Source organism: Alistipes timonensis JC136, assembly GCF_900107675.1.
In the GTDB taxonomy this organism is placed as follows: Bacteria; Bacteroidota; Bacteroidia; order Bacteroidales; family Rikenellaceae; genus Alistipes; species Alistipes timonensis.
Genome location: NZ_FNRI01000005.1, coordinates 13,512 through 35,442, shown reverse-complemented (window position 1 = coordinate 35,442; position 21,931 = coordinate 13,512). Strand labels below are relative to the sequence as shown.

At 60.2% G+C, this 21,931-nt stretch carries 20 protein-coding genes; 13 read left to right on the top strand and 7 right to left on the bottom strand.

Going from position 1 to position 21,931, the window contains the following annotated elements:
* The first annotated feature begins 74 nt into the window (after positions 1–74).
* From BLU78_RS07765 to BLU78_RS07755, 3 genes are read left to right on the top strand one after another with little or no spacing between them, the layout of a single operon-like run.
* Complete coding sequence (locus tag BLU78_RS07765) at positions 75–776, top strand: GIN domain-containing protein (protein WP_010260152.1); 702 nt, start codon at positions 75–77, stop codon at positions 774–776.
* On the top strand, positions 773–3,613 hold the full coding sequence (locus BLU78_RS07760; protein ID WP_010260148.1) for a PD-(D/E)XK nuclease family protein: 2,841 nt from the start codon (positions 773–775) through the stop codon (positions 3,611–3,613). The genes BLU78_RS07765 and BLU78_RS07760 overlap by 4 nt, the downstream gene beginning before the upstream one ends.
* Positions 3,613–4,182, top strand: coding sequence for a sugar O-acetyltransferase (locus BLU78_RS07755; protein WP_026020621.1), 570 nt, complete (start codon positions 3,613–3,615; stop codon positions 4,180–4,182). The genes BLU78_RS07760 and BLU78_RS07755 overlap by 1 nt, the downstream gene beginning before the upstream one ends.
* Here BLU78_RS07755 and BLU78_RS07750 read toward each other — a convergent pair.
* The 3 genes from BLU78_RS07750 to BLU78_RS07740 form a co-directional block, all read right to left on the bottom strand.
* The gene (locus tag BLU78_RS07750) at positions 4,177–4,743 is read right to left on the bottom strand and encodes an HAD family hydrolase (RefSeq protein WP_010260143.1); all 567 of its coding nucleotides are present in this window, start codon (positions 4,741–4,743) and stop codon (positions 4,177–4,179) included. The genes BLU78_RS07755 and BLU78_RS07750 overlap by 6 nt on opposite strands.
* Before the next feature lie 89 nt (positions 4,744–4,832).
* Positions 4,833–5,783 (bottom strand): M23 family metallopeptidase, encoded by a 951-nt coding sequence (locus BLU78_RS07745; RefSeq protein ID WP_010260141.1) that lies wholly within the window; start codon positions 5,781–5,783, stop codon positions 4,833–4,835.
* A 1-nt stretch (position 5,784) separates the two neighbouring features.
* Positions 5,785–6,804: a M23 family metallopeptidase gene (locus BLU78_RS07740; RefSeq protein ID WP_010260138.1), complete on the bottom strand. Its 1,020-nt coding sequence runs from the start codon at positions 6,802–6,804 to the stop codon at positions 5,785–5,787.
* Between the two features lie 98 nt (positions 6,805–6,902).
* Between BLU78_RS07740 and alaS the strand changes: the two genes are divergently transcribed.
* Together alaS and gpmI are read left to right on the top strand one after the other, a co-directional pair.
* Positions 6,903–9,524 carry an alanine--tRNA ligase gene (gene alaS / locus BLU78_RS07735; RefSeq protein WP_010260136.1) on the top strand — a complete coding sequence of 874 codons (2,622 nt, stop codon included), beginning with the start codon at positions 6,903–6,905 and terminating at the stop codon, positions 9,522–9,524.
* A gap of 18 nt (positions 9,525–9,542) precedes the next feature.
* On the top strand, positions 9,543–11,069 hold the full coding sequence (gene gpmI, locus BLU78_RS07730; RefSeq protein ID WP_010260133.1) for a 2,3-bisphosphoglycerate-independent phosphoglycerate mutase: 1,527 nt from the start codon (positions 9,543–9,545) through the stop codon (positions 11,067–11,069).
* A gap of 49 nt (positions 11,070–11,118) precedes the next feature.
* Here gpmI and BLU78_RS07725 read toward each other — a convergent pair whose 3' ends face one another.
* The 4 genes from BLU78_RS07725 to BLU78_RS07710 are packed head-to-tail and all read right to left on the bottom strand — an operon-like array spanning position 11,119 to position 13,922.
* A complete protein-coding gene (locus tag BLU78_RS07725; protein WP_010260132.1) occupies positions 11,119–11,634 on the bottom strand; it encodes a prolyl-tRNA synthetase associated domain-containing protein in 516 nt (171 codons plus the stop codon).
* Position 11,635: 1 nt separating this feature from the next.
* Positions 11,636–12,574 carry an NAD(P)-dependent oxidoreductase gene (locus BLU78_RS07720; RefSeq protein ID WP_010260130.1) on the bottom strand — a complete coding sequence of 313 codons (939 nt, stop codon included), beginning with the start codon at positions 12,572–12,574 and terminating at the stop codon, positions 11,636–11,638.
* Positions 12,575–12,613: 39 nt separating this feature from the next.
* Positions 12,614–13,339, bottom strand: a complete 726-nt coding sequence (locus BLU78_RS07715) for a tRNA threonylcarbamoyladenosine dehydratase (protein ID WP_176791127.1) — start codon at positions 13,337–13,339, stop codon at positions 12,614–12,616.
* On the bottom strand, positions 13,332–13,922 hold the full coding sequence (locus tag BLU78_RS07710; RefSeq protein ID WP_010260126.1) for a TatD family hydrolase: 591 nt from the start codon (positions 13,920–13,922) through the stop codon (positions 13,332–13,334). The genes BLU78_RS07715 and BLU78_RS07710 overlap by 8 nt, the downstream gene beginning before the upstream one ends.
* 328 nt (positions 13,923–14,250) lie before the next feature.
* Between BLU78_RS07710 and BLU78_RS07705 the strand changes: the two genes are divergently transcribed.
* From BLU78_RS07705 to BLU78_RS07670, 8 genes are all read left to right on the top strand, one after another.
* Entirely contained in the window at positions 14,251–15,606 is a 1,356-nt protein-coding gene (locus tag BLU78_RS07705) for a Na(+)-translocating NADH-quinone reductase subunit A (RefSeq protein WP_010260124.1), read from the top strand.
* A gap of 20 nt (positions 15,607–15,626) precedes the next feature.
* Positions 15,627–16,736 carry an NADH:ubiquinone reductase (Na(+)-transporting) subunit B gene (nqrB, locus tag BLU78_RS07700; RefSeq protein ID WP_010260120.1) on the top strand — a complete coding sequence of 370 codons (1,110 nt, stop codon included), beginning with the start codon at positions 15,627–15,629 and terminating at the stop codon, positions 16,734–16,736.
* Positions 16,737–16,748: 12 nt separating this feature from the next.
* Positions 16,749–17,600, top strand: coding sequence for an NADH:ubiquinone reductase (Na(+)-transporting) subunit C (gene nqrC / locus BLU78_RS07695; protein ID WP_010260116.1), 852 nt, complete (start codon positions 16,749–16,751; stop codon positions 17,598–17,600).
* A gap of 1 nt (position 17,601) precedes the next feature.
* On the top strand, positions 17,602–18,249 hold the full coding sequence (locus BLU78_RS07690; protein ID WP_010260113.1) for an NADH:ubiquinone reductase (Na(+)-transporting) subunit D: 648 nt from the start codon (positions 17,602–17,604) through the stop codon (positions 18,247–18,249).
* Positions 18,250–18,260: 11 nt separating this feature from the next.
* Positions 18,261–18,869, top strand: coding sequence for an NADH:ubiquinone reductase (Na(+)-transporting) subunit E (nqrE, locus tag BLU78_RS07685; RefSeq protein ID WP_010260110.1), 609 nt, complete (start codon positions 18,261–18,263; stop codon positions 18,867–18,869).
* A gap of 24 nt (positions 18,870–18,893) precedes the next feature.
* On the top strand, positions 18,894–20,156 hold the full coding sequence (gene nqrF, locus BLU78_RS07680; protein WP_010260107.1) for an NADH:ubiquinone reductase (Na(+)-transporting) subunit F: 1,263 nt from the start codon (positions 18,894–18,896) through the stop codon (positions 20,154–20,156).
* Positions 20,157–20,305: 149 nt separating this feature from the next.
* Positions 20,306–20,857, top strand: coding sequence for an RNA polymerase sigma-70 factor (locus tag BLU78_RS07675; protein WP_010260104.1), 552 nt, complete (start codon positions 20,306–20,308; stop codon positions 20,855–20,857).
* Positions 20,858–20,926: 69 nt separating this feature from the next.
* Positions 20,927–21,910, top strand: coding sequence for a FecR family protein (locus BLU78_RS07670; protein WP_010260101.1), 984 nt, complete (start codon positions 20,927–20,929; stop codon positions 21,908–21,910).
* Positions 21,911–21,931: the final 21 nt, after the last annotated feature.

Below are 21,931 nucleotides of genomic sequence, written 5' to 3'. Positions count from 1 at the left end.
GGGTAAAAATACAAAACAAATCCCGAACTTCGCAATAATTTTGTAATTTAGCGGAGGTAAAACAAGACCTTGTTATGAAGAAAATGATTCTGACGGCCGTGATGCTGGCCGCCGCCGCGCTCTGCCGCGCACAGCAGCCGGCCGAAGCCGGGGAACGCCGCGAATGGCTCACTTCGTTTACCGCCGTCGAGGTGTCGGCTCCGCTCGACATCAAATTCGTCCCGGTGCCCGACACCGAGGCCCCCAAGATCGTCTACGACACCAAAGGTTCCTATACGACCAAGTTCCGCGCCGAGGTGAAAGATAAGGTGCTGCGCATCTCGGAGCGCGCCGACGCGCGCCGTCCCGACCGCACCTCCGTGACGGTCTATTACAACTCGCTGGAGCGTATCGCCATCGCCGACGCTGTGGCGACGTTCGACAGCACGCTGGTGGCCACGGTGCTCGACCTGACGGTCGGCGGACTGGCGCAGGTGACGGCCCGGATGGATGTCAAGGATCTTAAGATGGAGCTTTCGGGAAAGAGTTCGGCGACGCTGACAGGCGCCGTGCGCTACCTCTCGTTGTTCGTCTCGACCGGAAAGGTCGAAGCCGCGGGATTGGAGACGATGGCCGCCGAGGTCAACGTCACCAGTTCGGGTACCGCCTCGCTGTGGGTGACCGACCGTTTTCAGGGCAAGACCTCGACCGGGGGCAAGATCACCTACAAAGGGGTGCCGCCCATCGTCCGCGGCGGCTCGAAGTTCATGGGCGGCGACATAACGCGGGTGGAGTGAAAACCTTTCTTTATGAAGTCGCCGAGGACCTCTATGCCCGTTACGGGGAGGGGCTGTCCGGGCGGGCGATGCTCTTTCCGTCGCGGCGTGCACGGCTGTTCTTCGTCGACGCCCTGACGGGCATCGCCGGGCGGCCCATGTGGCAGCCCGAATGGGTGACGGTCGACGACCTGATGGGCGAGATTTCGGGCCTCGTGCCGGGCGACCGTATCCGGCTCATCGCAGAGCTCTATAAAATTTACTCGGAGTATCATACCGAGCCGTTCGACAAGTTCTATTTCTGGGGCGACATGCTCCTCACGGATTTCGACACCATCGACAAATACCGGATCGACGCCGCGATGTTGTTCCGCAATATCTCGGATATCAAAGAGATCGAAGCCGATATTTCGTACCTCACCCCCGCGCAGCTGCAAATCCTGCGCTTCTGGTCGTCGTTGGGCGACGAGGCCGATCTTTCGGCCGAGAAACGCAAGTTTTTGGCCATCTGGAAGACGCTGGGGCCCATCTACCGCCGTTTCCGCGAACGCCTTGCCGGGCTGGGCATCGCCTACAACGGCATGGTCCAGCGCGCCGCCGCCGACCGCATCCGCGAGGGCGGGTATGCGTTTCCGGAGCCGAGGCAGTATGTCGTGGCGGGTTTCAACGCCTTGTCGGAGTGCGAAAAGGTGCTTTTCCGGTTCCTTTCGACCGCCGCCGAGACCGATTTCTACTGGGATTACGACTCCTACTATAAGGACCGCCCCGAGCAGGAGGCCGGAATGTTCGTGCGCGAGAACGTCGTGCAGTTCCCGCCGCGCGGAGGCGTGTCGCACGACAACATGGAGCGGCCCAAGGAGCTGACCGCCGTGGCCGCGGTGTCGAACGCCGTGCAGTGCAAGCATGCCGCCGCGATCCTGCGCCGCCTGGCCGCCGCGGGGCCGCTGGACAAGCGTACCGCCGTGGTGCTGACCGACGAGAATCTGCTCCTGCCGCTGTTGTACGCCCTGCCGCCCGAGATCGGGCGGGTCAACGTCACGATGGGTTATCCGCTGCGGTCCAGCCTGGCCTATACGTTTATCGAGCGTCTCGTGGAGTTGCAGGCTCACCGCCGCACGAAAGGGGCGGGATGTACGTTCTACCATGCCGACGCCGTGGGCATCCTCGCGCATCCCTATATTTCGGACTGCGATGCCCGCGAGACCCGTGCTATGCAGGATGAGATCGTGCGCGAACGCCGTATCTCGATAGACGCCCGGTGGCTGGGGCGCAACGAACTGCTGAAACTGGTCTTTTCGCCCGCCGCCGAGTGGCGCGACCTTTCGGACTGGTTGCTGAGGGTCACGGCCGCCGTGGCCCGGATGCCCTACGAGGGTGACGACGCCCGTCAGCGGGTGGAGTTCCTGGCCGTGATTGCCGAAGAGCTCACCAAGTTGCGCAACTCGCTGGATCAGTGTGATATCGAGATTACTTCCGAGGTTTATGCCTCGCTCCTGCGCCGCCATCTGCAAACGCTGCGCATTCCCTACGAGGGCGAGCCGCTCGAAGGGGTGCAGGTCATGGGTATCCTCGAAACCCGCAACCTCGATTTCGACAACGTCGTCCTGCTGTCGATGAACGACGACAACTTCCCGGGCAACCACATGGCCCAGGCGTCGTTCGTGCCCTACAACCTGCGTGCGGCCTACGGGCTTCCCACGCCCGAGCATCACGAAGGCGTCTACGCCTACTATTTCTACCGCCTCGTGCAGCGCGCCCGGCGGGTGTGGATGCTTTACTGTTCGCATGCCGACGACAAATCGACGGGCGAGCCCAGCCGCTATATTTACCAACTGGACTACGAGAGCGGATTCCCGGTGAAAAAGGTCGAGGTGGGTGTCGATGTCAACCTCGCCGAGACGGCCCCGATCGAGGTGGCGAAGGATGAGGGGGTGATGCGGCGTCTGGAGCGCTTCACCGATTCCGAATCGAAGGCCACGCTTTCGCCGACGGCATTTTTCCGCTATGTGGCGTGTCCCCTGCGGTTCTATTTTCACTCCGTGGCGCGCCTCGAGGCCGACGACGAGATCGCCGAGGAGGTCGACGCCCCGATGTTCGGAACCATCCTCCATGCCGCCGTGCAGAAACTCTATGCCCGGATCGTGGGGGAGCTGCATCCCGGCGAGACCCTGCGGACGATGCTCCGCACGGGCGAGGTGGCTGCGGCGGTCGAGGCGGCGATCAACGAGAATTACCTCCGAGACACAGCGGCCACGGCCGAGGATTATACGGGCAATCTCCTGCTGGTGAAGGATATCGTCACGCGCTATCTGCGGGGCGGGGTGATGCCTTACGATGCCGCGCACGACGCCTTCACGGTCACGGGCCTGGAACAGGAAGTGGCGTACGGATTCGACTTCGCGTCGGTCGGGCGGCCGCTCCGCATGAAATTCGCCGGCATCGCCGACCGTATCGACGCGCTGGACGACGGAACGCTGCGTGTGGTCGACTACAAGACCGGGGCGCCGCACCTGGAGTTTGCGGGGGTGGAGAGCCTTTTCCGCGGCGAGGGCAGGCAGCGGCTTTCGAACATTCTCCAGACGTTGCTTTACGCCATGATGCTCTACCGCACGCGCGGGGCCGACGCCGTGCCGGCGCTCTACTACGTGCGGGCGATGAACCGTCCCGATTACCTGCCGACGCTCGACGACAAGGAGACGGGAGTGCGGGGAGCCGGCTATACGCTTTATGCCGAACGTTTCGAGGAACTCGTGGGCGAGACGCTCGCCGAATTGTACGATCCCTCGGTGCCGTTCCGCCAGTGCGAAGATGCCGACACCTGCAAGTTCTGCGATTTCAACCTGATTTGCAAACGATGATACGGTCTGAAAAGGAAAAGATGCTTGCGGGCGAGCCGTATGACTGCACGGACTCCGGGTTGCTGGCGCGCTGGCACGAGGCCAAGCGTCTGCAATCACTCTACAATGCCGCACCGACGACCGATTTACCCCGTCTGTCCGAACTGCTCGATCTTCTGCTCGGTTCGCGGGGAGAGAATGTCTGGATCGCAGCTCCGTTTTTCGTCGACTACGGGGAGAATATCCATTTGGGGCGGAATGTCGAGATCAATATGAACTGCGTCTTTCTCGACTGCAACCGGATCACGATCGGCGATTATTCGGGGATAGGTCCCGGAGTGCATATCTACACCGTGTTTCACCCCACGGAACCTGCGGAGCGGCTTTCGGAAAACAGCCCGCTGTGGCGTTCGCAGACGGCTCCGGTCGTGATCGGCCGCAATGTCTGGATCGGAGGCCGGAGCGTTATCCTGCCCGGGGTGACGATCGGCGACGGGACGACCGTCGGTGCGGGCAGCGTCGTCACCCGGTCGCTTCCGGAAGGAGTGGTCGCCGCGGGCAATCCCTGCCGGATTCTCCGGAAATTATAGCTTCACCACGAAATACGATGCGCCGCTGCGGCGTGCCGCCTCGATGCCGATCGGCGAGTCTTCGAAGATCAGCGTTTCGCGCGGTGTGCAGCCTTCGCGGCGCATGGCCTCCCGGAAACAATCCGGGGCGGGTTTGGGATGCTCCACGTCGGCGCCCGAGAGGATGCCGTCGAGGCCGCCGCCGATGCCCAGGTGGGCGATCACGTTGTCGATATTGTCCCGGCTGCCGGTGGAGACGACCCACACGCGGCCGCCGTCGGCGCGGAACTGCCGGCAGAATTCCCACAGCGGCACGTTCAGACGCACAGAGTCGAAAAACGCGGGGTAGAGGGCGATCTTGCGCAACCGTATCCGTTCGCGTTCGGCGGGGTCGGCGATCCCCAGCCGGGTCAGGAACTCGTTGCACCGCATGCCGAAATAGTGTGCGGCGTACTCCTCTTCGGTGAGCGAGTAACCCGCTTCGCCCAGGGCCGCGACATAGGCCAGCGTATTGGCCCGCCGGGTGTCGGCCAGCGTGCCGTCGAAGTCTAAAAGAATAAGGCGTATTTCAGAATTTTCCATTTTTCGGTTTACTATTCGGTCGAAGGCGTGTATCCGGCTATGATTGTTCCAAAGGCTCGTTGCCGCCTGAATCCCGGCTCTTAGCCGGGTCAGTCGAAAGACTGCATGCCCGTTTGGGCGATGCGCATCAGGCGTTGGTACTCGGTGGGCGAGAGCTCCATGAAGAAGTAGTGAATCGGGTCTACGCGCATGCCGTTGAACCGCACCTCGTAGTGGAGGTGGGGGGCCAGCGAGAGGCCCGTGTCGCCCGAAAGGGCGATGATGTCGCCGCGCCGCACGGTCTGTCCCTTGCGAACGTGGATTTTCGAAAGGTGGCCGTACGAGGTCTCGTAGCCGTTGCCGTGGTCGATCACCACGGTCTGCCCCTGCGTCGAGTTGCGCAGCGCCACGTCGCGCACCACGCCGTCGGCCGTGGCGAAGACGCGCGATCCCTCGGGAATGGTGTAGTCGACGCCCTGATGCGACTGCAGGGTTTTGTAGAAGGGGTGTATGCGCATGCCGTAGGAGGCTGTGAGCAGTGTCAGCTGCTTGTTGATGACCGGCTGGATTGCCGGGATGTTGTTGCATCCGCGGCCTGCCGAGTCGATGAGGCACTGCAATTCGAGGTAGGTGTCGTTGAGCTCGTCCAACTGCTTTTCCATTGCCGCGACCCCTTCGCGCAGTTCGCGTTTGAGCTGGCGCGTCGAACGGCCGATGATCTTTTCGTAGGTTGCCGACTGGTGCTGTTCATACTCCGAGTCGAAGTCGTAAGGCTCGGATTCGAAAAGGGTGCGGAAAACGCTGCGGTCGCGGTCGGTGAGGTTGCCGAGTACCATTTGCAGCGAATCGTAACGTTGTGCCAATTCGGTATATTCGCGGCGCAGGCGGTCGGTCGAGTGTTTGAGCTGGTACTCGAACGGCGTGTCGAAGAAGACCGAGAATCCCAGGTAGTAGAGCACCGCCATGCCCAGCCACACGAAAGCGTGGACCGTGGCGCGGATAATGCGCTGCTTGCGGCGTTTGCGCCGGCGGAGCTTTTCGAGATCCTTTTTCCCTGCCATCTTACAGCTTTTCGAAATTGGTATCGCGCATGTTCTCCATGAGTTGCTCGTACTCCTCGGAGGTCATGTTGCGGTTGAAGTAGTTGACCGGATTGACGGGCACGCCCTTGTGGATCACCTCGTAGTGGAGATGGGGACCCGAAGAGATGCCCGTGTTGCCCGTTTCGGCGATGATCTGCCCGCGGGCGACCCGCTCGCCCGGCTGCACGAGGACTTTGCTCAGGTGCGCATAGCGGGTCTTGTAGCCGAATTCGTGGTTCAGCAGAACCATGTGTCCGTAACCGCCGTTGCCGCCGGCGGAGGCGATCTCCACCACGGCGTCGCCCGTGGCGTAGACCGGCGTGCCGCGGTCGCATCCCAGGTCGATGCCTTTGTGGGGGCGGACATACCCCAGCACGGGGTGCATGCGCCGCATGTTGAAAGCGCCGATATGGTTGTTGTGCAGGGCGTTGCGCTCGATGGGCCAGATGGCCGGAACGGCCGCCGAGAGCTGCTCCTTGTTCTTCGACAATTGTTGCAGTTCGTCGAACGACACCGATTCGAGATAGATCGTGCGGGCCAGGGCGTCGAGCTGCCGCCACGTCCCGACCATCAGCGGGGCGTATTCGTCCTCGGCGATCGCGGCGTATTTCGAGTCGGGGTAGGGTTGCCATACGCCCGGGATCGAGAGCGTGTCGGTCGAGAAAAGCGACCGGTAGACGTAGTTGTCGCGGTGGCGGATTTCGTCGACCCGCCGCTGGGCGGTGCGGATGCGGTCCTGCAGGATGCGGTATTTGATGACCGTCTCGCGGTTGTCGCGCAGGATGCGGTACATCTTGGGGGTGTAGAAGAAATAGGAAAAGACGACGTTGGCGATCGAGACGAGGATGAAGCCGATCAGTATCTTGCGGATCAGGCGGTAGGTTCGCAGCCGGAACGGGGCCGTCACCACGTCGTGCGTGAGGACCTGTGCTTCGTGCGTCAGTTCCTCCGCACCGGCCCGCAGCGCCCCGGTATCGAATCTGTGTCCTTTTTGCCCCATCGAGGAAAAAACTCTTTAATAGAGTGCAAATTTAGTTTAAAATGTGTAATTTTGCAACCCGAATTGAATAACGGAAAAATAGGATAAATCAATATATCATGGAGTCAAATAAAATTCGTCAGGCTTTTCTCGACTTCTTCGAGTCGAAGGGCCACGTTATCGTGCCTTCGGCCCCGATGGTGGTGAAGGGCGACCCCACGCTGATGTTCACCAACGCGGGCATGAACCAGTTCAAGGACATCTTCCTGGGCAATGCTCCCCGCAAATATCCGCGTGCGGCCGACACGCAGAAATGTCTGCGCGTCTCGGGCAAGCACAACGACCTGGAGGAGGTAGGACACGACACCTACCACCATACGATGTTTGAGATGCTGGGCAACTGGTCTTACGGCGACTACTTTAAGAAAGAGGCGATCGAGTGGGCCTGGGAGTTGCTGCACGATGTTTATAAACTGCCCGCCGAGCGGATGTACGCCACGGTGTTCGAGGGCTCGGAGGAGGACGGCGTGCCGTTCGACCAGGAGGCTTACGACTACTGGAAGCAGTTTTTGCCCGAGGACCACATTATCCGCGGCAACAAGCACGACAATTTCTGGGAGATGGGCGAGACGGGTCCCTGCGGTCCCTGTTCGGAGATTCACTTCGACCTGCGCGACGAAGCGGAGGTGGCCCTCAAGCCGGGCCGCGAGATGGTCAACGCGAGCCATCCGCAGGTGATCGAGATCTGGAACCTCGTCTTCATGCAGTTCAACCGCAAGGCCAACGGCTCGCTGGAGGAGCTTCCGGCGCGCAACGTCGATACGGGTATGGGCTTCGAGCGCCTGTGCATGATCCTGCAGGGTAAGAAATCGAATTACGACACCGATGTTTTCCAGCCCACGATCGGCCGTATCGCGGCGATGTCGGGCAAGAAATACGGCGAGGACGCCAAGGCCGACGTGGCCATGCGCGTAATCGCCGACCACCTGCGCGCCATCGCGTTCTCGATTGCGGACGGCCAGCTGCCGTCGAACGTCAAGGCGGGTTACGTCATCCGCCGCATTCTGCGCCGCGCCGTACGTTACGGTTACACGTACCTCGGCTTCACCGAGCCGACGCTCTGCAAACTGGTTCCCGGACTGGTTGAGCAGATGGGCGGCCAGTTCCCCGAGCTGAAAGCGCAGCAGGGGCTCATTGAAAAAGTCATCGAGGAGGAGGAATCGTCGTTCCTGCGGACGCTGGCGACGGGTATCAACCTGCTGGACGGTGTCATTGAGCGCACCAAGAAAGAGGGGCGCGAGTTTATTTCGGGCAGGGACGCCTTTGAGCTTTACGATACGTTCGGCTTCCCGATCGACCTCACGGAGCTGATTGCCCGCGAACAGGGCGTCGGCGTGGACCTCGCGGCGTTCGAGAAAGAACTGCAGGCCCAGAAAGAGCGTTCGCGCAACGCCGCGGCCGTCGACACCGACGACTGGGTGGAGTTGATTCCCATCAAGGAGAGCGTCTTCACGGGTTACGACACGCTGACTGAAAAAGTCCGCATCGCCCGTTACCGCCGTGTGACCTCGAAAGGCAAGACTTCGTACCAGCTGGTCTTCGACCGCACGCCGTTCTACGGCAATTCGGGCGGTCAGATCGGCGACATCGGCTTTATCGAGAGCGCTAATGAGCGTATCCCGGTCGTGGCCACCGAGAAGGAGAACGGATTGATTATCCATATCGTCGGGGAGCTTCCGGAAAATCCTGCGGCTGAATTCACGGCCAAGGTCGATCCCGAGAAGCGGCAGGCGGCTGCCAACAACCACACCGCCACGCACCTCATGCACGAGGCGCTGCGCAAGGTGCTGGGATCGCACGTAGAGCAGAAGGGGTCGATGGTGACGCCCGAAATCCTGCGCTTCGACTTCTCGCATTTCCAGAAGGTTACGCCCGAGGAGCTGCGCGAGGTCGAAAGGCTCGTCAACCGTGCCGTGCGCGCCAACTATCCGCTCGAGGAGAACCGCGAGGCGACGAAGGAGGAGGCTGAGAAGTGCGGTGCGATGATGCTCTTCGGCGAGAAATACGGCGACAAGGTCCGCATGGTGCGCTTCGGATCGTCGGTCGAGTTGTGCGGCGGTACGCACACCAGCGCCACGGGTAACATCGGGTTCTTCAAAATCCTCTCGGAGAGCGCCATCTCGGCCGGCGTGCGCCGTATCGAGGCCGTCACGGGCGAGCAGGCCGAGAAGATTATCTATGCCGCCGAGGATACGATGCGCAACGTCGCCGAATACCTCAATAACCCGCAGGTCGTGCAGGCTGTGAAGAAGATGCTCGAAAGCAACGAAACGCTGTCGAAGGAGGTCGAAGCCATGCGCCGCGAGCAGGTGGCACAGTGGGCCGATAAGATCATCGCTTCGACGCCCGAGCGTCTCGGCATGCAGATTTTCGCCACGCAGACCGACCGCCGTCCTGATTTCGTGAAAGACCTGGCTTACAACCTGCGCCAGCGTTCTTCGAAGTTGGTTTTCGTCGTCGGTTCCGTCTGGGAGGGCAAGCCGACGCTGACGATCATGCTCGGTGACGAGGTTACGACCCAGGGCGTGAATGCGGGAGCTGTCGTGCGCGAAGCCGCCAAACTGATGCAGGGCGGGGGCGGCGGCCAGAATTTCTTCGCCACCGCCGGCGGCAAGAACCCCGACGGACTGCAGGCCGCCATCGACAAGGCCGTGGAGCTGATCAAGGCACAATTGAAATAGCAATTAAAACGGAAAGATATGAATAACAAGGTATTGCTTATGATCCTCGACGGCTGGGGAAACGGCCGTCACGATAAGGCGGACGTGATCTCGACCGTCCATCCCGAATATATCTCGGCCATGACCGCGAAATACCCCCATGCCGAACTGCGCACCGACGGTGAGAACGTCGGGCTGCCCGACGGACAGATGGGTAATTCGGAGGTCGGACACCTCAACATCGGCGCCGGCCGCGTCGTGTATCAGGACCTCGTGAAGATCAACCGCGCCTGCCGCGACAACTCGATCATGCAGAATCCCGAAGTGAAAGCCGCGTTCGAATACGCCAAGAAAAACGGCGTGAACGTGCATTTCATGGGCCTCGTGTCGGATGGCGGCGTGCACTCGTCACTGGAGCACCTTTTCAAACTCTGCGACATCGCCGCCGAGTACAAGATCGAAAATACGTTCGTGCACTGCTTCATGGACGGCCGCGACACCGACCCGCGCAGCGGTAAGGGATTCGTTGCCGACCTCGAGAAGCACATGGCGGCATCTACGGGCAAGGTGGCGACGGTGATCGGCCGTTACTACGCCATGGACCGCGACAAGCGCTGGGAGCGCGTGAAGGTGGCTTACGACGCGCTGGTGAACGGCGTCGGCGAACATGCGTCGGACATGGTCGAAGCCGTCCAGAAATCGTATGACGAGGGCGTGACGGACGAATTCATCAAGCCCGTCGTGCATATCGACGAGAACGGACAGCCTGTCGGCACGATCCGTCCGAACGACCTGGTGATCTTCTTCAACTACCGCAACGACCGCGCCAAGGAACTGACGATCGTGATGACGCAGGAGGAGATGCCCGCCGAGGGAATGCACACCCTGCCGCTTTACTATTGCTGCATGACCCCCTACGACGCCAAGTTCACGGGTCTGCACATCCTCTTCGACAAGGAGAACGTGCCCAACACCATCGGCGAGTTCGTTTCGAAGCAGGGCCTCAAACAACTGCGCATCGCCGAGACCGAGAAATACGCCCACGTCACGTTTTTCCTGAACGGCGGCCGCGAGGATAAGTTCGCGGGCGAGGAGCGCATCCTCGTCGCGTCGCCCAAGGTGGCTACCTACGACCTCCAGCCCGAGATGTCGGCCCCGGAGGTTGCCGAAAAGCTGGTTGCGGCGCTGGGAGAGAAGAAATTCGACTTCATCTGCCTGAATTTCGCCAACGGCGACATGGTGGGCCACACGGGTATTTACGAGGCCATCGAGAAGGCCGTGAAGGCCGTCGATAAGTGCGTTTCCGAGGTCGTCGAGGCCGCCAAGGCCAACGGCTACGAGGTGGTGATGATCGCCGACCACGGCAATGCCGACAATGCCGTGAATCCCGACGGTACGCCCAACACGGCGCACTCGCTGAACCCTGTGCCCATCGTGGTGGTTTCGGACCGTGTGAAATCGGTTCACGACGGCATTCTGGCCGACGTGGCACCCACGGTGCTCTGCCTGATGGGGCTGGAACAGCCTGCCGAAATGACGGGCAAAGCGCTGGTGGAGATGAAATAACGGGCTTTCACGTACGAAAAACCCCGGCCTTCTGGCCGGGGTTTTTGATTCAGTACAGCTCGATGAACTCGTAGGAGTTGCCGGCGGCGGCGAGATACCGTAGGAACTCTTCGCGCGAAATGACCACCGTAGCGCGGTTGTCGTTAGGGTGGAACGAGTAGGAGGGCCATTGTCGCAGGTTGGTGTCGAGGAACAGGTGGACGTGGTTCGCGGGGTCGTTGATCAGCCCGAAAGGCGACACCGAACCGGGGCGCAGTCCCAGCCAGCGCTCCATGCGCTGCTCCGAGGCGAACGACAGCTTGCCCTGCCGCAGGCGGTGTTCGAGGTCGTGAATGGCCATCGACTGCTCCGAATCGAAGCATACGAGGTAGTGGCGGTTACCCTTGTGGTTGCGGAAAAAGAGGTTCTTGCAGTGCTTCGAACCATCGTCGCGCCACCATTGGCGGGCGATCTCGATGGTCGGAGCCTCGGGGTGTTCGTACCACTCGTAGCGGATGCCGCGGGCGTCGAGGAAATCGAATACCCGCTGACGCCGTTCGTCGGCCGTGAGGGTTTGTACGTCCATGTCAACCTATTTTGTAAAATTCCCGGATGTTTCGTGCGATGCACTTTACTAACACTTCGACCGCCTCCACGGGCGACCAGGCGTTGTGGGGCGAGAGCAGCAGCCGGTCCGGCTCCCGGATCGAGAGCAGCGGGTTGCCGGGTTCGAGGGGTTCGTGGGCGAAGACGTCGAGGCCGGCTCCGGCGAGTTTTCCGGCGTCGAGGGCCGCGGCCAGCGCGGCTTCGTCGACGATGCCGCCGCGGGCGACGTTGATGAGAATGGCCGAGGGTTTCATCAGTGAGAGCTCCCGCGCACCGATCAGTCCGCGCGTGCGGTCGGTCAGCGGGGCGTGGATCGACACCACGTCGGACTGCCGGAGCAGTTCGTCGAGCGGCAGGGCGGGGTAGGGTTCCTCGCGCACGACGCCTGAAGTGGAGGTGTAGGCGACTTCGCATCCCAGCGCTTCGGCGACGCGGGCCACGCTGCGGCCGATGTTGCCCAGTCCGACGATGCCCCATTTCGATCCGTGGAGCTGGTGGGTCGTACGGCCGAAATGGTATTGCAGGGGCGATCCGGCGTAGGCGGTTTTGACATAATCGTCGTAATAGACCACCTGCCGCAGCAACCCGATGGCCGCGCCGATGGTGGTTTCCGTCACGGCGTGGGTCGAATAACCCACGGCGTTCTTCACCGCGATGCCCTGTTCTTTCGCCGCGTCGAGGTCGATGTGGTTCATGCCCGTCGCCGCCGCGCAGATCAGCCGCAGACGGGGGAGCTGCCGAAGGGTCTCGCGGCGGAAGACCACCTTGTTGGTAATAACTACGTCGGCTTCGCGGCAGCGGTCGACGACCTCATCGCGGGAGGTCGTTTCGTAACCCGTGTAGCTGCCCAGCGCACGGATGGTCCCGAGGTCGGCGCCTCCGAGACTGTATTCGTCCAGAAATACGATGTTCGGTTGCATAATTTTTAATTCTTAATTTTTCATTTTTAATTGTTGTCGTCAGGGATTCAGTTCTCCGATTAAATCCCTGACGACAACCGAGGCGCACCCGATGCCGAACAGCGCCGGGATGTAGGAGATGGTCCCGACATTCGATTTCTTGTTCTGCTCCTCGCAGAGGATCATCGCTCCCTCGCGCATCGGCTCGGGCGAGAAGACGGCCCGGAAGCCCTTTCGGATGCCGATTTTGTGGAGCCGCTTGCGCAGCATGTGGGCCAGCGGGCAGTGGTGGGTCTTCGAGATGTCGGCGATTTCCAGTCGCGTCGGGTCGGTCTTGGCTCCGGCGCCCATCGAACTGACGAGCGGCAGGCCCCGCTCCAGCGAGGCGGCGATCAGCGCCAGTTTGGGCGAGAGGGTGTCGATGGCGTCCACCACATAGTCGTAACGTGCGGCGTCGAGCAGCGTGTAGGTCTCCTCGTCCCTGATGTATTTGGCGACCACCGTGAGCTCGATTCCGGGGTTGATGTCGCGCAGGCGTCCGGCCAGCACCTCGGCCTTCGGGCGTCCGACGGTCGAATGCAGGGCCACCAGCTGACGGTTGATGTTCGTCGTGTTCACCACATCGGCGTCGGCGATGGTCATGCGTCCCACGCCTGCCCGGGCGATCATCTCCGCGGCATAGGCTCCCACGCCGCCCAGCCCGACCACGAGCACGTGGGCTGCCTTCAATTGCGCGAGTTTTTCCGCGCCTAACAGTAATTCGGTTCTTTCCAGCCAGTTATCCATGCTGAGTTTCAAATGTCCGTTTGTAATTCGCCAGCGTCGCCCGTTGCAACTCCTCCGCCGGAACGCTCCTCGCTTCGGCCGCCCGGGCATAGATTTCCGCGATCGGTACGGGGCTGTCGTCGGTCTCCAGAAAGAGCTGAGACAGGGGCGTTTCGCGCAGCGCTGCAAGCGTTTTGGGCGATGCGAAGGCGCGTTCGCCGAACGAGAGGAAATAGCCTTTCGCAAGGGCCTGCCGCGCCTGCTCGGGCGATCCGATGAAGCCGTGAAAAATTACGGCACGGGGTTCGCACGCGGCCAGTTCGCGCATCAGGGGTTCGAAAGCCCTGACGCAGTGGAGCACCACCGGAAGCCCCCGTTCGCGGGCTATCCGCAGCTGGGCGCGCAACGCCCCGAACTGCACCTCGCGCGCGGGACCGTGCACGAAGTCGAGCCCCGTTTCTCCCACGGCCTGTACGTCAGAAAGCCGTTCGCCGAGCGTCGCAACCTCCTGCATGTCAGCATTCCACGGGTGTACGCCCGCTGTGCGGAGCTCGATTCCCGAGCCCGTCGGGCGGTGGGTGTGTATGTTGACATAAGGAAGCATGGCGACGACAAATGTAGGAATTTAACACGACCCTTGCGAATTTGAGACCAATTTTTTAACGTACCGCCTGCCGTCGGCGGTCGTTGCGGGGCGGTCGTTTTTGCTTCCGGGTATTTCGTATTTATTTCGAAATGCAAGTATTCGAAAGTCCTCTGTTTTGGCCCGAAAGCGGGGCCCGCAAATCTTAATATATTTAAGAAATATTGGTTTGCGCATGGGGGTTTTCAGGAAAAAAATTTGTACTTTCGCACGCGATTAATTGTTAGCACACTAACAACGCTACGCGGAATACTAATTCCAAACACATAACAATATCAAAATTTTAACCATGTCGAAAATCATTACACTACGCAAGGGTTTAGACATCAATCTGGTGGGCAAACCCCAGGAGTCGCTCGCGGACGCACCGCAGGCTTCGGAGTACGCCCTCTCGCCCCTCGATTTCGAGGGTGTGATTCCCAAGCTGCTGGTTAAGGTGGGTGATCGGGTGAAAGCCGGTACGCCGTTGTTCTTCAACAAGGCCGACGAGCGCATTCTCTTCACGTCGCCCGTCAGCGGTACGGTGGCTGCCGTCAACCGCGGTGAGAAGCGCAAGGTTCTCAACGTGACGGTGACCCCCGATGCCACGCAGGAGTATGAGGAGTTCGCAAAGCCCGACCTGAAGTCGGCTTCGCGCGAGCAGATCGTCGAATTGCTGCTCAAATCGGGCCTCTGGCCGATGATCGTGCAGCGTCCCTACGGCATCATTGCCGATCCCAACGACTCGCCGAAAGCGGTCTTTGTATCCGCTTTCGACTCGGCGCCCCTGGCCCCGGACTACAATTTTGTCCTGAAAGCCGAACAGAAGAACCTCCAGACGGGTATCGAAGTGATGCGGAAGCTCACGTCGGGCAAGGTGCACCTCTCGGTGCGCGCCAAGGCCGAGGGACAGATGCCGTCGCTCCAGGGTGCCGAGCTGCACACGTTCGCCGGCAAGCACCCCGTCGGCAACGTCGGCGTGCAGATTCACCACATCGACCCCGTGAACAAGGGTGAGGTGGTGTGGACGGTCAACGTGCAAGACCTGGCCATCATCGGCCGCCTGTTCAACGAGGGCCGTGTCGACATGACGAAGATCATCGCCGTGGCCGGTTCGGAGATCGAGAAACCGCACTATGTCCGCATGGTGGGCGGTGCGAAGGTTGACTCCGTGGTCAAAGGCAACGTGAAGAAGCAGAAGGAGGGCGACAGCATCCGCTTCATCTCGGGCAACGTGCTCACGGGCGCCAAGACCGCGCTGGACGGCTTCATGGGCTTCTACGCCAACCAACTGACGGCGATTCCCGAAGGTGACAAGTACGAGCTGCTGGGCTGGGCGATGCCCCGCTTCAACAAGTTCTCCGTATCGCGCGCCTACTTCTCGTGGATTTGTCCCAAGAAGGCCTACGACCTCGATACCAACATGAACGGCGGCGAACGTCCGTTCGTCGTGACGGGGCTCTACGAGCAATACCTGCCGATGGACATCTACCCGATGTATCTCCTGAAGGCGTGCCTCGCGGGCGACATCGACAAGATGGAGAACCTCGGTATTTACGAGGTCACGGAGGAGGATTTCGCGCTGTGCGAATTCGTCGATCCCTCGAAGATCGAGATTCAGCAGATCATCCGTGACGGTATTAACTTAATGATCAGGGAGGCTTAAAGATGGGACTTCGTAAATTCATGGACAATATCAAGCCCACGTTCTCGAAAGGCGGGAAGCTGGGCTTTCTGGAGTCGACGTTCGATGCGTTCGAAACGTTCCTCTTCGTACCCAACACCACGACCCGGAAAGGTGCGCACATCCGTGACTGCAATGACATGAAACGCACGATGATCATGGTCGTCGTGGCGCTGATGCCGGCATTCTTCTTCGGTTGCTACAATACGGGTATTCAGGTCGGCCTGGAGGGCTTTACGGCCTTTTTCTACGGACTGGTCCGCGTGCTGCCGATGGTCTGCGTCTCGTATATCGTGGGCCTGGGCATCGAGTTCGGATTCGCGCAGGCGCGCGGCCACGAGGTCAACGAGGGTTTCCTCGTTTCGGGCCTGCTGATTCCGATGATCATGCCGGTATCGACCCCGCTCTGGATGGTCGGGCTGGCGACGGCTTTCGCCGTGGTCTTCGGCAAGGAGGTCTTCGGAGGTACGGGTATGAATGTCTTCAACCCCGCGCTGCTGGCCCGTGCTTTCGCATTCTTCGCCTACACTCCCTCGATGTCGGGTGAGACGGTCTGGTATTCCGACTGGACGATGATGGGCGCGCATGTCGACGGCATCACCGGCGCCACGGCCCTCGAGCAGCTCTCGACGACCGGTACGATGGCCTACTCGCCGCTCGACGCCTTCCTGGGCTTCATTCCCGGATCGTTCGCCGAGACCTCGACGCTGGCCATCCTCCTCGGCGCCGCCATCCTGCTCTTCACGGGTATCGCTTCGTGGCGCACGATGGTTTCGGTATTCGTCGGCGGACTGGCGATGGGCTATCTGTTCCAGGCGCTCGGCGTGACGGAATATCCCGCCTGGTGGCACCTGATCGTCGGCGGCTTCGCCTTCGGCGCGGTCTTCATGGCCACGGACCCCGTGACCTCGTCGCAGACCAACGCCGGCAAGTACATCGTGGGTTTGATGACCGGTGCGCTGGCCGTGCTGATCCGCGTGGTGAACCCGGCCTATCCCGAGGGCATGATGCTTTCGATCCTCTTCATGAATGCGCTGGCGCCGCTGGTCGACTACTACGTGGTGGAGGCCAACATCGCCCGCCGCAAGAAACGTGTCAAACTCGCAAAATAGGGGAGATAAGTTATGGCAACGAAAAAATTCAAATGCAATGTCTGCGGCTACATCCACGAAGGTGACGCCGCGCCCGCTAACTGCCCTGTCTGCGGAGTTCCCGCATCGGAATTCACCGAACTGAAGCAGGCGAAAAAGGGCCTGTTCAGCGACAAGAACGGCAACGCCTATATTATTATGTATTCGACGGTGATGGTGGTGGTCGTAGCCGTGCTGCTGGCCGTGGCAGCCCTCGCCCTCAAACCCCGCCAGGATGCCAACGACCTGAACGAGAAGAAGCAGAACATCCTCGCGTCGCTCTCGGCGCAGGACCAGTCCTACGACGAGTATATCGATGCCTATGTCGTGGATAAGGAGGGCAAGCGGATCGAAGGCGAAGATGTCTTCGCGCTGCTCAATGACCTGCCGGGCACGTTCGAGGCGGGCAAGTTCCCGATCTTCGAGGCCAAAGACGGCCGCGTGGTCATTCCCGTAACGGGCATGGGCCTCTGGGGCCCGGTCTGGGGCTATGTCGCGCTGGAGAAGGATATGGATACCGTGGCCGGTATCATCATGGCCCATAAGGGCGAGACTCCGGGTCTCGGCGCCGAGATAGCTACGCCGAAATACCAGGCCAATTTCGTCGGCAAGACGATCTTCGAGGGCGACAAATTCGTCTCGGTGAAGCTCCGCAAGGGCGGCGCCAAGGACCCCGCACACGAGGTGGACGCCATCTCGGGCGGTACGAAGACCTCCGACGGCGTGACGGCGATGCTCTACAACAGCCTGGAGAACTACCTGCCCCTGCTGGAGGCCAAGCGTGCGGCCGAGGCGGTCCCCGCGGCAGAAGTGTCTAACGAAGAAAATGTAGAAAACAATGAGTAAGATGGAAAAAGAGCCTTTGTTTTCGGCTAAGAACCTGAAATTCCTGACGGGCCCGTTCTCTGCGAACAACCCGGTCATCGTGCAGATCCTCGGTATCTGCTCGGCGCTGGCCGTCACCGTACAGCTCAAGCCCGCCATCGTTATGGCACTCTCCGTGACGGTCGTCACGGGATTCGCAAACCTCGTGATGTCGCTGCTGCGCAACGGCGTTCCCTCGCGTATCCGCATCATCGTCCAGCTCGTCGTCATCGCCGCGCTGGTAATCCTCGTCGACCAGGTGCTCAAAGCGTTCGTTTACGAAGTCTCGAAGCAGCTGTCGGTCTACGTCGGACTGATTATCACCAACTGTATCGTCATGGGCCGCGTCGAGGCCTTCGCGCTGGCCAACAAGCCCTGGGCGTCGTTCCTCGACGGTCTGGGCAACGGTCTGGGCTACGGCCTGATCCTGGTGATCGTGGCTTTCTTCCGCGAATTGTTCGGTTCGGGCAGCCTCATGGGCTACCGTATCATTCCCGAGAGCTGGTACATGGCCGAAGGCGGTTTCTATTCGAACTGCGGACTGATGCTCTTCCCGCCGATGGCGCTGATTATCGTGGGCTGCATCATCTGGGTGCACCGTTCGCGCAACAAGGACTTACAGGAAAAATAGGAGGATAACGTATGGAATCATTGAATATCTTTATCCGGTCGATCTTTATCGACAATATGGTCTTCGCCTTCTTCTTCGGCATGTGTTCCTACATTGCCGTGTCGAAGAGCGTGAAGACGGCCCTCGGACTCGGTGCCGCCGTTACGTTCGTGATGGTGATGACCGTGCCGCTGAACTATCTTTTGTATGAATACGTGCTCAAAGCCGACGCGCTCGTAGCGGGCGTGGACCTGAGTTTCCTGACCTTCATCGTCTTCATCGCCACCATCGCGGCTTTCGTGCAGCTGGTGGAGATGGCCGTCGAGAAGTTCTCGCCGACGCTTTACAACCAGCTGGGTATCTTCCTGCCGCTGATCGCCGTGAACTGCGCCATCATGGGCGGCTCGCTCTTCATGCAGCAGAAGGTCGACGCTGCGGAGCTCACGTCGCTCTGGCAGACGATCGTCTACGGACTGGGTTCGGGACTGGGCTGGTGGCTGGCGATCGTGATGATGGCCGCCATCCGCGAGAAGACGACTTATTCGCATATTCCCGCAGCGCTGAAAGGTCCCGGCATCGCTTTCATCATCACCGGCCTGATGGGTATCGGTTTCATGATCTTCTCGGGCATTCAGTTCTAACCTTTAAAAAGAGATTCTGAAAAAATGACTACAACGATTTTAATTGCGATCGCAGCCTTTCTGGTGATTACGCTCGTGCTGGTCGCACTGCTTCTCTATGCGAAGGCGAAACTGACCTCCTCGGGCGACGTGACGATCGACATCAACGACGGCGAGAAGGTCATCACGACCGAGAGCGGCTCGACGCTGCTCGCGACGCTGGCCAACAACAAGGTGTTCCTGCCTTCGGCCTGCGGCGGCGGCGGTTCGTGCGGCATGTGCAAATGCCAGGTGCTCGAAGGCGGCGGCGACATCCTGCCCACCGAAACGGGCTTCATCACGCGCAAGATGGCCAAGGACCACTGGCGTCTGGGCTGTCAGGTGAAAGTGAAGGAGAACATGAAAATCCACGTCGACGAGGCCGTCCTGGGCGTCAAGAAGTGGGAGTGCACGGTGGTCTCGAACCGCAATATCTCGACTTTCCTCAAAGAGTTCGTCGTGAAGCTGCCCGAGGGCGAGAACCTCAAGTTCCGCAGCGGCGGCTACATTCAGATCGACATTCCGAAGTACGACGCCATCAAATTCTCGGACATGGACGTGGACGAGAAGTACCGCGCCGACTGGGACAAGTTCAAGATGTGGGACCTCGTGACGACCAATCCCGAGCCGACGTTCCGTGCCTACTCGATGGCCAACCACCCGGCCGAGGGCAATATCATCATGCTCAACATCCGTATCGCCACGCCTCCGTTCGACAAGGCTACGGGCGGCTTCATGAAGGTCAATCCGGGTATCTGCTCGTCGTATGTTTTCTCGCGCAAGCCGGGTGACAAGATCACGATCTCGGGTCCTTACGGCGAGTTCTTCCTGCCCGACAACCTGCCCGACACGCAGGAGTTGATCTTCATCGGCGGCGGTGCGGGTATGGCTCCGATGCGCAGCCACCTGATGCATCTGTTCAAAACCGAAAAGACCAACCGTCCCGTGTCGTTCTGGTACGGCGCGCGCGCCCTGAAGGAGGTTCCCTACCTCGACGAGTTCCACCAGATCGAGAAGGATTTTCCCAACTTCAAATTCAACCTGGCGCTGGACCGTCCCGATCCCGAGGCGGACGCCGCCGGGGTGGCGTACACGCCGGGCTTCGTGCACAATGTGCTGTATGAGAACTACCTGAAGAACCACCAGGCTCCCGAGGACTGCATCTACCTCATGTGCGGACCTCCGATGATGATTGCCTCGGTGGTGAAGATGCTCGACGACCTCGGCGTACCGCCGGAGAATATTCTCTACGATAACTTCGGGTCGTAGCGGGAGCAGCGATCCGTAAAACGCCGCAGGCGTATGAACGAAGAGGAGGGGAGTTCCGAATTTAATCGGCGGCTTCCCTCCTCTCAGTTTATCCTCCCCGCTTGCATATAAGTCAAATAATTTCGTATTTTTGTAAAAACATTTTCTGAGTGGAGCAGGAGCGGGAAATATTGGATCGGCTGGCGCAGGGGGACCGGGAGGCGTTCGATGCACTCTATCTGCATTATGCTCCGAAAGTCGAGGAACTGGCGTTCTGGATGTTGAAGAACCGGACGGAGGCGGAGGATGTCATGCAGTCCATCATGCTGAAAGTCTGGGAACGCAAAGAGGAGATCGCGCAGATGACCCGTTTTTCCAATTACCTCTTTACGATGACGAAAAACGCTATTTTCGACATTTACAGCCGTTCGCTGGTGCATGAGAAATACGAATCGGCCCAGTTGTCCTCCGTCCGCTATTTTCACGACGATACGCTCGACAGCCAGGTAGAGACGAACGATTTGGCGCTGCTGATCTCCATTGCCGTGGACAAGATGCCCGATCAGCGGCGGCGTATCTTCCGGATGAGCCGTTACGAGGGCCTTTCGAACCGGGAGATCGCCGAACAGCTCCGGATCAGCGTCAAGACCGTGGAGAACCACATGACCGCCGCACTCGGCCAACTGCGGCGCCTGCTCGTCTCGATCACGCTCTTTTTCTGAAAATCGTTCTTTCCGGCTGGGGGTTCGCCGTTCTTTCGCCGTTCTATATTATGAACAGCACCCCAAACGATGAAGACCGACAAAATCAACAGACTCGTCCGCGATTTCCTGCACCGCGACATGCCGGAGGAAATTCAGCGCCGTTTCCGACGGTGGATGACCGCCCCGGCCGACCGGGAAACGAAGGATGCGGCGCTTTTTCAGGCCTGGAAGGAATTGCTCGCCCGGCCTGCGGAAAGCGATTACCGCCATAAACTCCCCGACATACACCGCCGGATCGACATGCTGGACCGGGCCGGAAAGAAGAGCCGGTTCATATCCCTGCGGCGGTTTGCGGCCGCTGCGGCCCTGCTGGCGCTCGTCGTCTGCGGGGAATACCTGTTCCTGCGTTCGCGGTACGAACGCACCCCTTCGGTGTGTCTGGTCACGGCCCAAGGCAGCAAGGGCGAGTTCACGCTTCCCGACGGGACGCGGGTCTGGCTCAACGGTGACAGTCGTCTGAGCTATCCCGAAACATTCGATGCCGCGACCCGTCGGGTCCGGCTCGACGGCGAAGCCTTTTTTCAGGTCAGGCACGATGCCTCCCATCCCTTCGTCGTCGATATGGAGGTCATGCAGGTCGAGGTTCTCGGTACGGAGTTCGACGCCCGTCACCGGGCCGGTACCCGCTATGCCGAAACGATCCTTCAATCGGGCAGCGTCCGGGTCCTGACCCCGGACCGTAAAAGTCCGATCCTGCTGCGGCCCGACGAACGGATCTTGTTCGATGCGCAGACCGGCCGGATTGCGGTTTCCGAGGTCTCCGCCGGCGATTATTGCAGTTGGACGGCCCGTCGTCTGGTCTTCACCAACAAATCGCTCTCGGCCATCCTGGTCAATCTGGAACGTTGGTACGGCGTGCATTTCCATTCCGAAGGGAACATCGACCTTTCGGCGAAACTCTCTTTCCATATCGAATACGAATCGTTGGAGGAGGCGATGCGCCTGATCTCGCGGATCGCCCCGATACGCTACGACATCCGCGGAGGGACGGTTTTTCTCGCCCCGGAATGACGCAATCCCGAACTCAAACCC

What these genes read in the sequence shown, in the direction of transcription:
- BLU78_RS07740 (WP_010260138.1), bottom strand. Translation starts at nt 6,804, where the DNA reads ATGGGGCAAAAAGGACACAGATTCGATACCGGGGCGCTGCGGGCCGGT.
- nqrB (WP_010260120.1), top strand. Translation starts at nt 15,627, where the DNA reads ATGGACAATATCAAGCCCACGTTCTCGAAAGGCGGGAAGCTGGGCTTT.
- BLU78_RS07715 (WP_176791127.1), bottom strand. Translation starts at nt 13,339, where the DNA reads ATGGATAACTGGCTGGAAAGAACCGAATTACTGTTAGGCGCGGAAAAA.
- BLU78_RS07745 (WP_010260141.1), bottom strand. Translation starts at nt 5,783, where the DNA reads ATGGCAGGGAAAAAGGATCTCGAAAAGCTCCGCCGGCGCAAACGCCGC.
- BLU78_RS07750 (WP_010260143.1), bottom strand. Translation starts at nt 4,743, where the DNA reads ATGGAAAATTCTGAAATACGCCTTATTCTTTTAGACTTCGACGGCACG.
- BLU78_RS07710 (WP_010260126.1), bottom strand. Translation starts at nt 13,922, where the DNA reads ATGCTTCCTTATGTCAACATACACACCCACCGCCCGACGGGCTCGGGA.
- BLU78_RS07725 (WP_010260132.1), bottom strand. Translation starts at nt 11,634, where the DNA reads ATGGACGTACAAACCCTCACGGCCGACGAACGGCGTCAGCGGGTATTC.
- nqrF (WP_010260107.1), top strand. Translation starts at nt 18,894, where the DNA reads ATGACTACAACGATTTTAATTGCGATCGCAGCCTTTCTGGTGATTACG.
- gpmI (WP_010260133.1), top strand. Translation starts at nt 9,543, where the DNA reads ATGAATAACAAGGTATTGCTTATGATCCTCGACGGCTGGGGAAACGGC.
- nqrE (WP_010260110.1), top strand. Translation starts at nt 18,261, where the DNA reads ATGGAATCATTGAATATCTTTATCCGGTCGATCTTTATCGACAATATG.
- BLU78_RS07670 (WP_010260101.1), top strand. Translation starts at nt 20,927, where the DNA reads ATGAAGACCGACAAAATCAACAGACTCGTCCGCGATTTCCTGCACCGC.
- BLU78_RS07720 (WP_010260130.1), bottom strand. Translation starts at nt 12,574, where the DNA reads ATGCAACCGAACATCGTATTTCTGGACGAATACAGTCTCGGAGGCGCC.
- nqrC (WP_010260116.1), top strand. Translation starts at nt 16,749, where the DNA reads ATGGCAACGAAAAAATTCAAATGCAATGTCTGCGGCTACATCCACGAA.
- BLU78_RS07705 (WP_010260124.1), top strand. Translation starts at nt 14,251, where the DNA reads ATGTCGAAAATCATTACACTACGCAAGGGTTTAGACATCAATCTGGTG.
- alaS (WP_010260136.1), top strand. Translation starts at nt 6,903, where the DNA reads ATGGAGTCAAATAAAATTCGTCAGGCTTTTCTCGACTTCTTCGAGTCG.
- BLU78_RS07690 (WP_010260113.1), top strand. Translation starts at nt 17,602, where the DNA reads ATGGAAAAAGAGCCTTTGTTTTCGGCTAAGAACCTGAAATTCCTGACG.
- BLU78_RS07765 (WP_010260152.1), top strand. Translation starts at nt 75, where the DNA reads ATGAAGAAAATGATTCTGACGGCCGTGATGCTGGCCGCCGCCGCGCTC.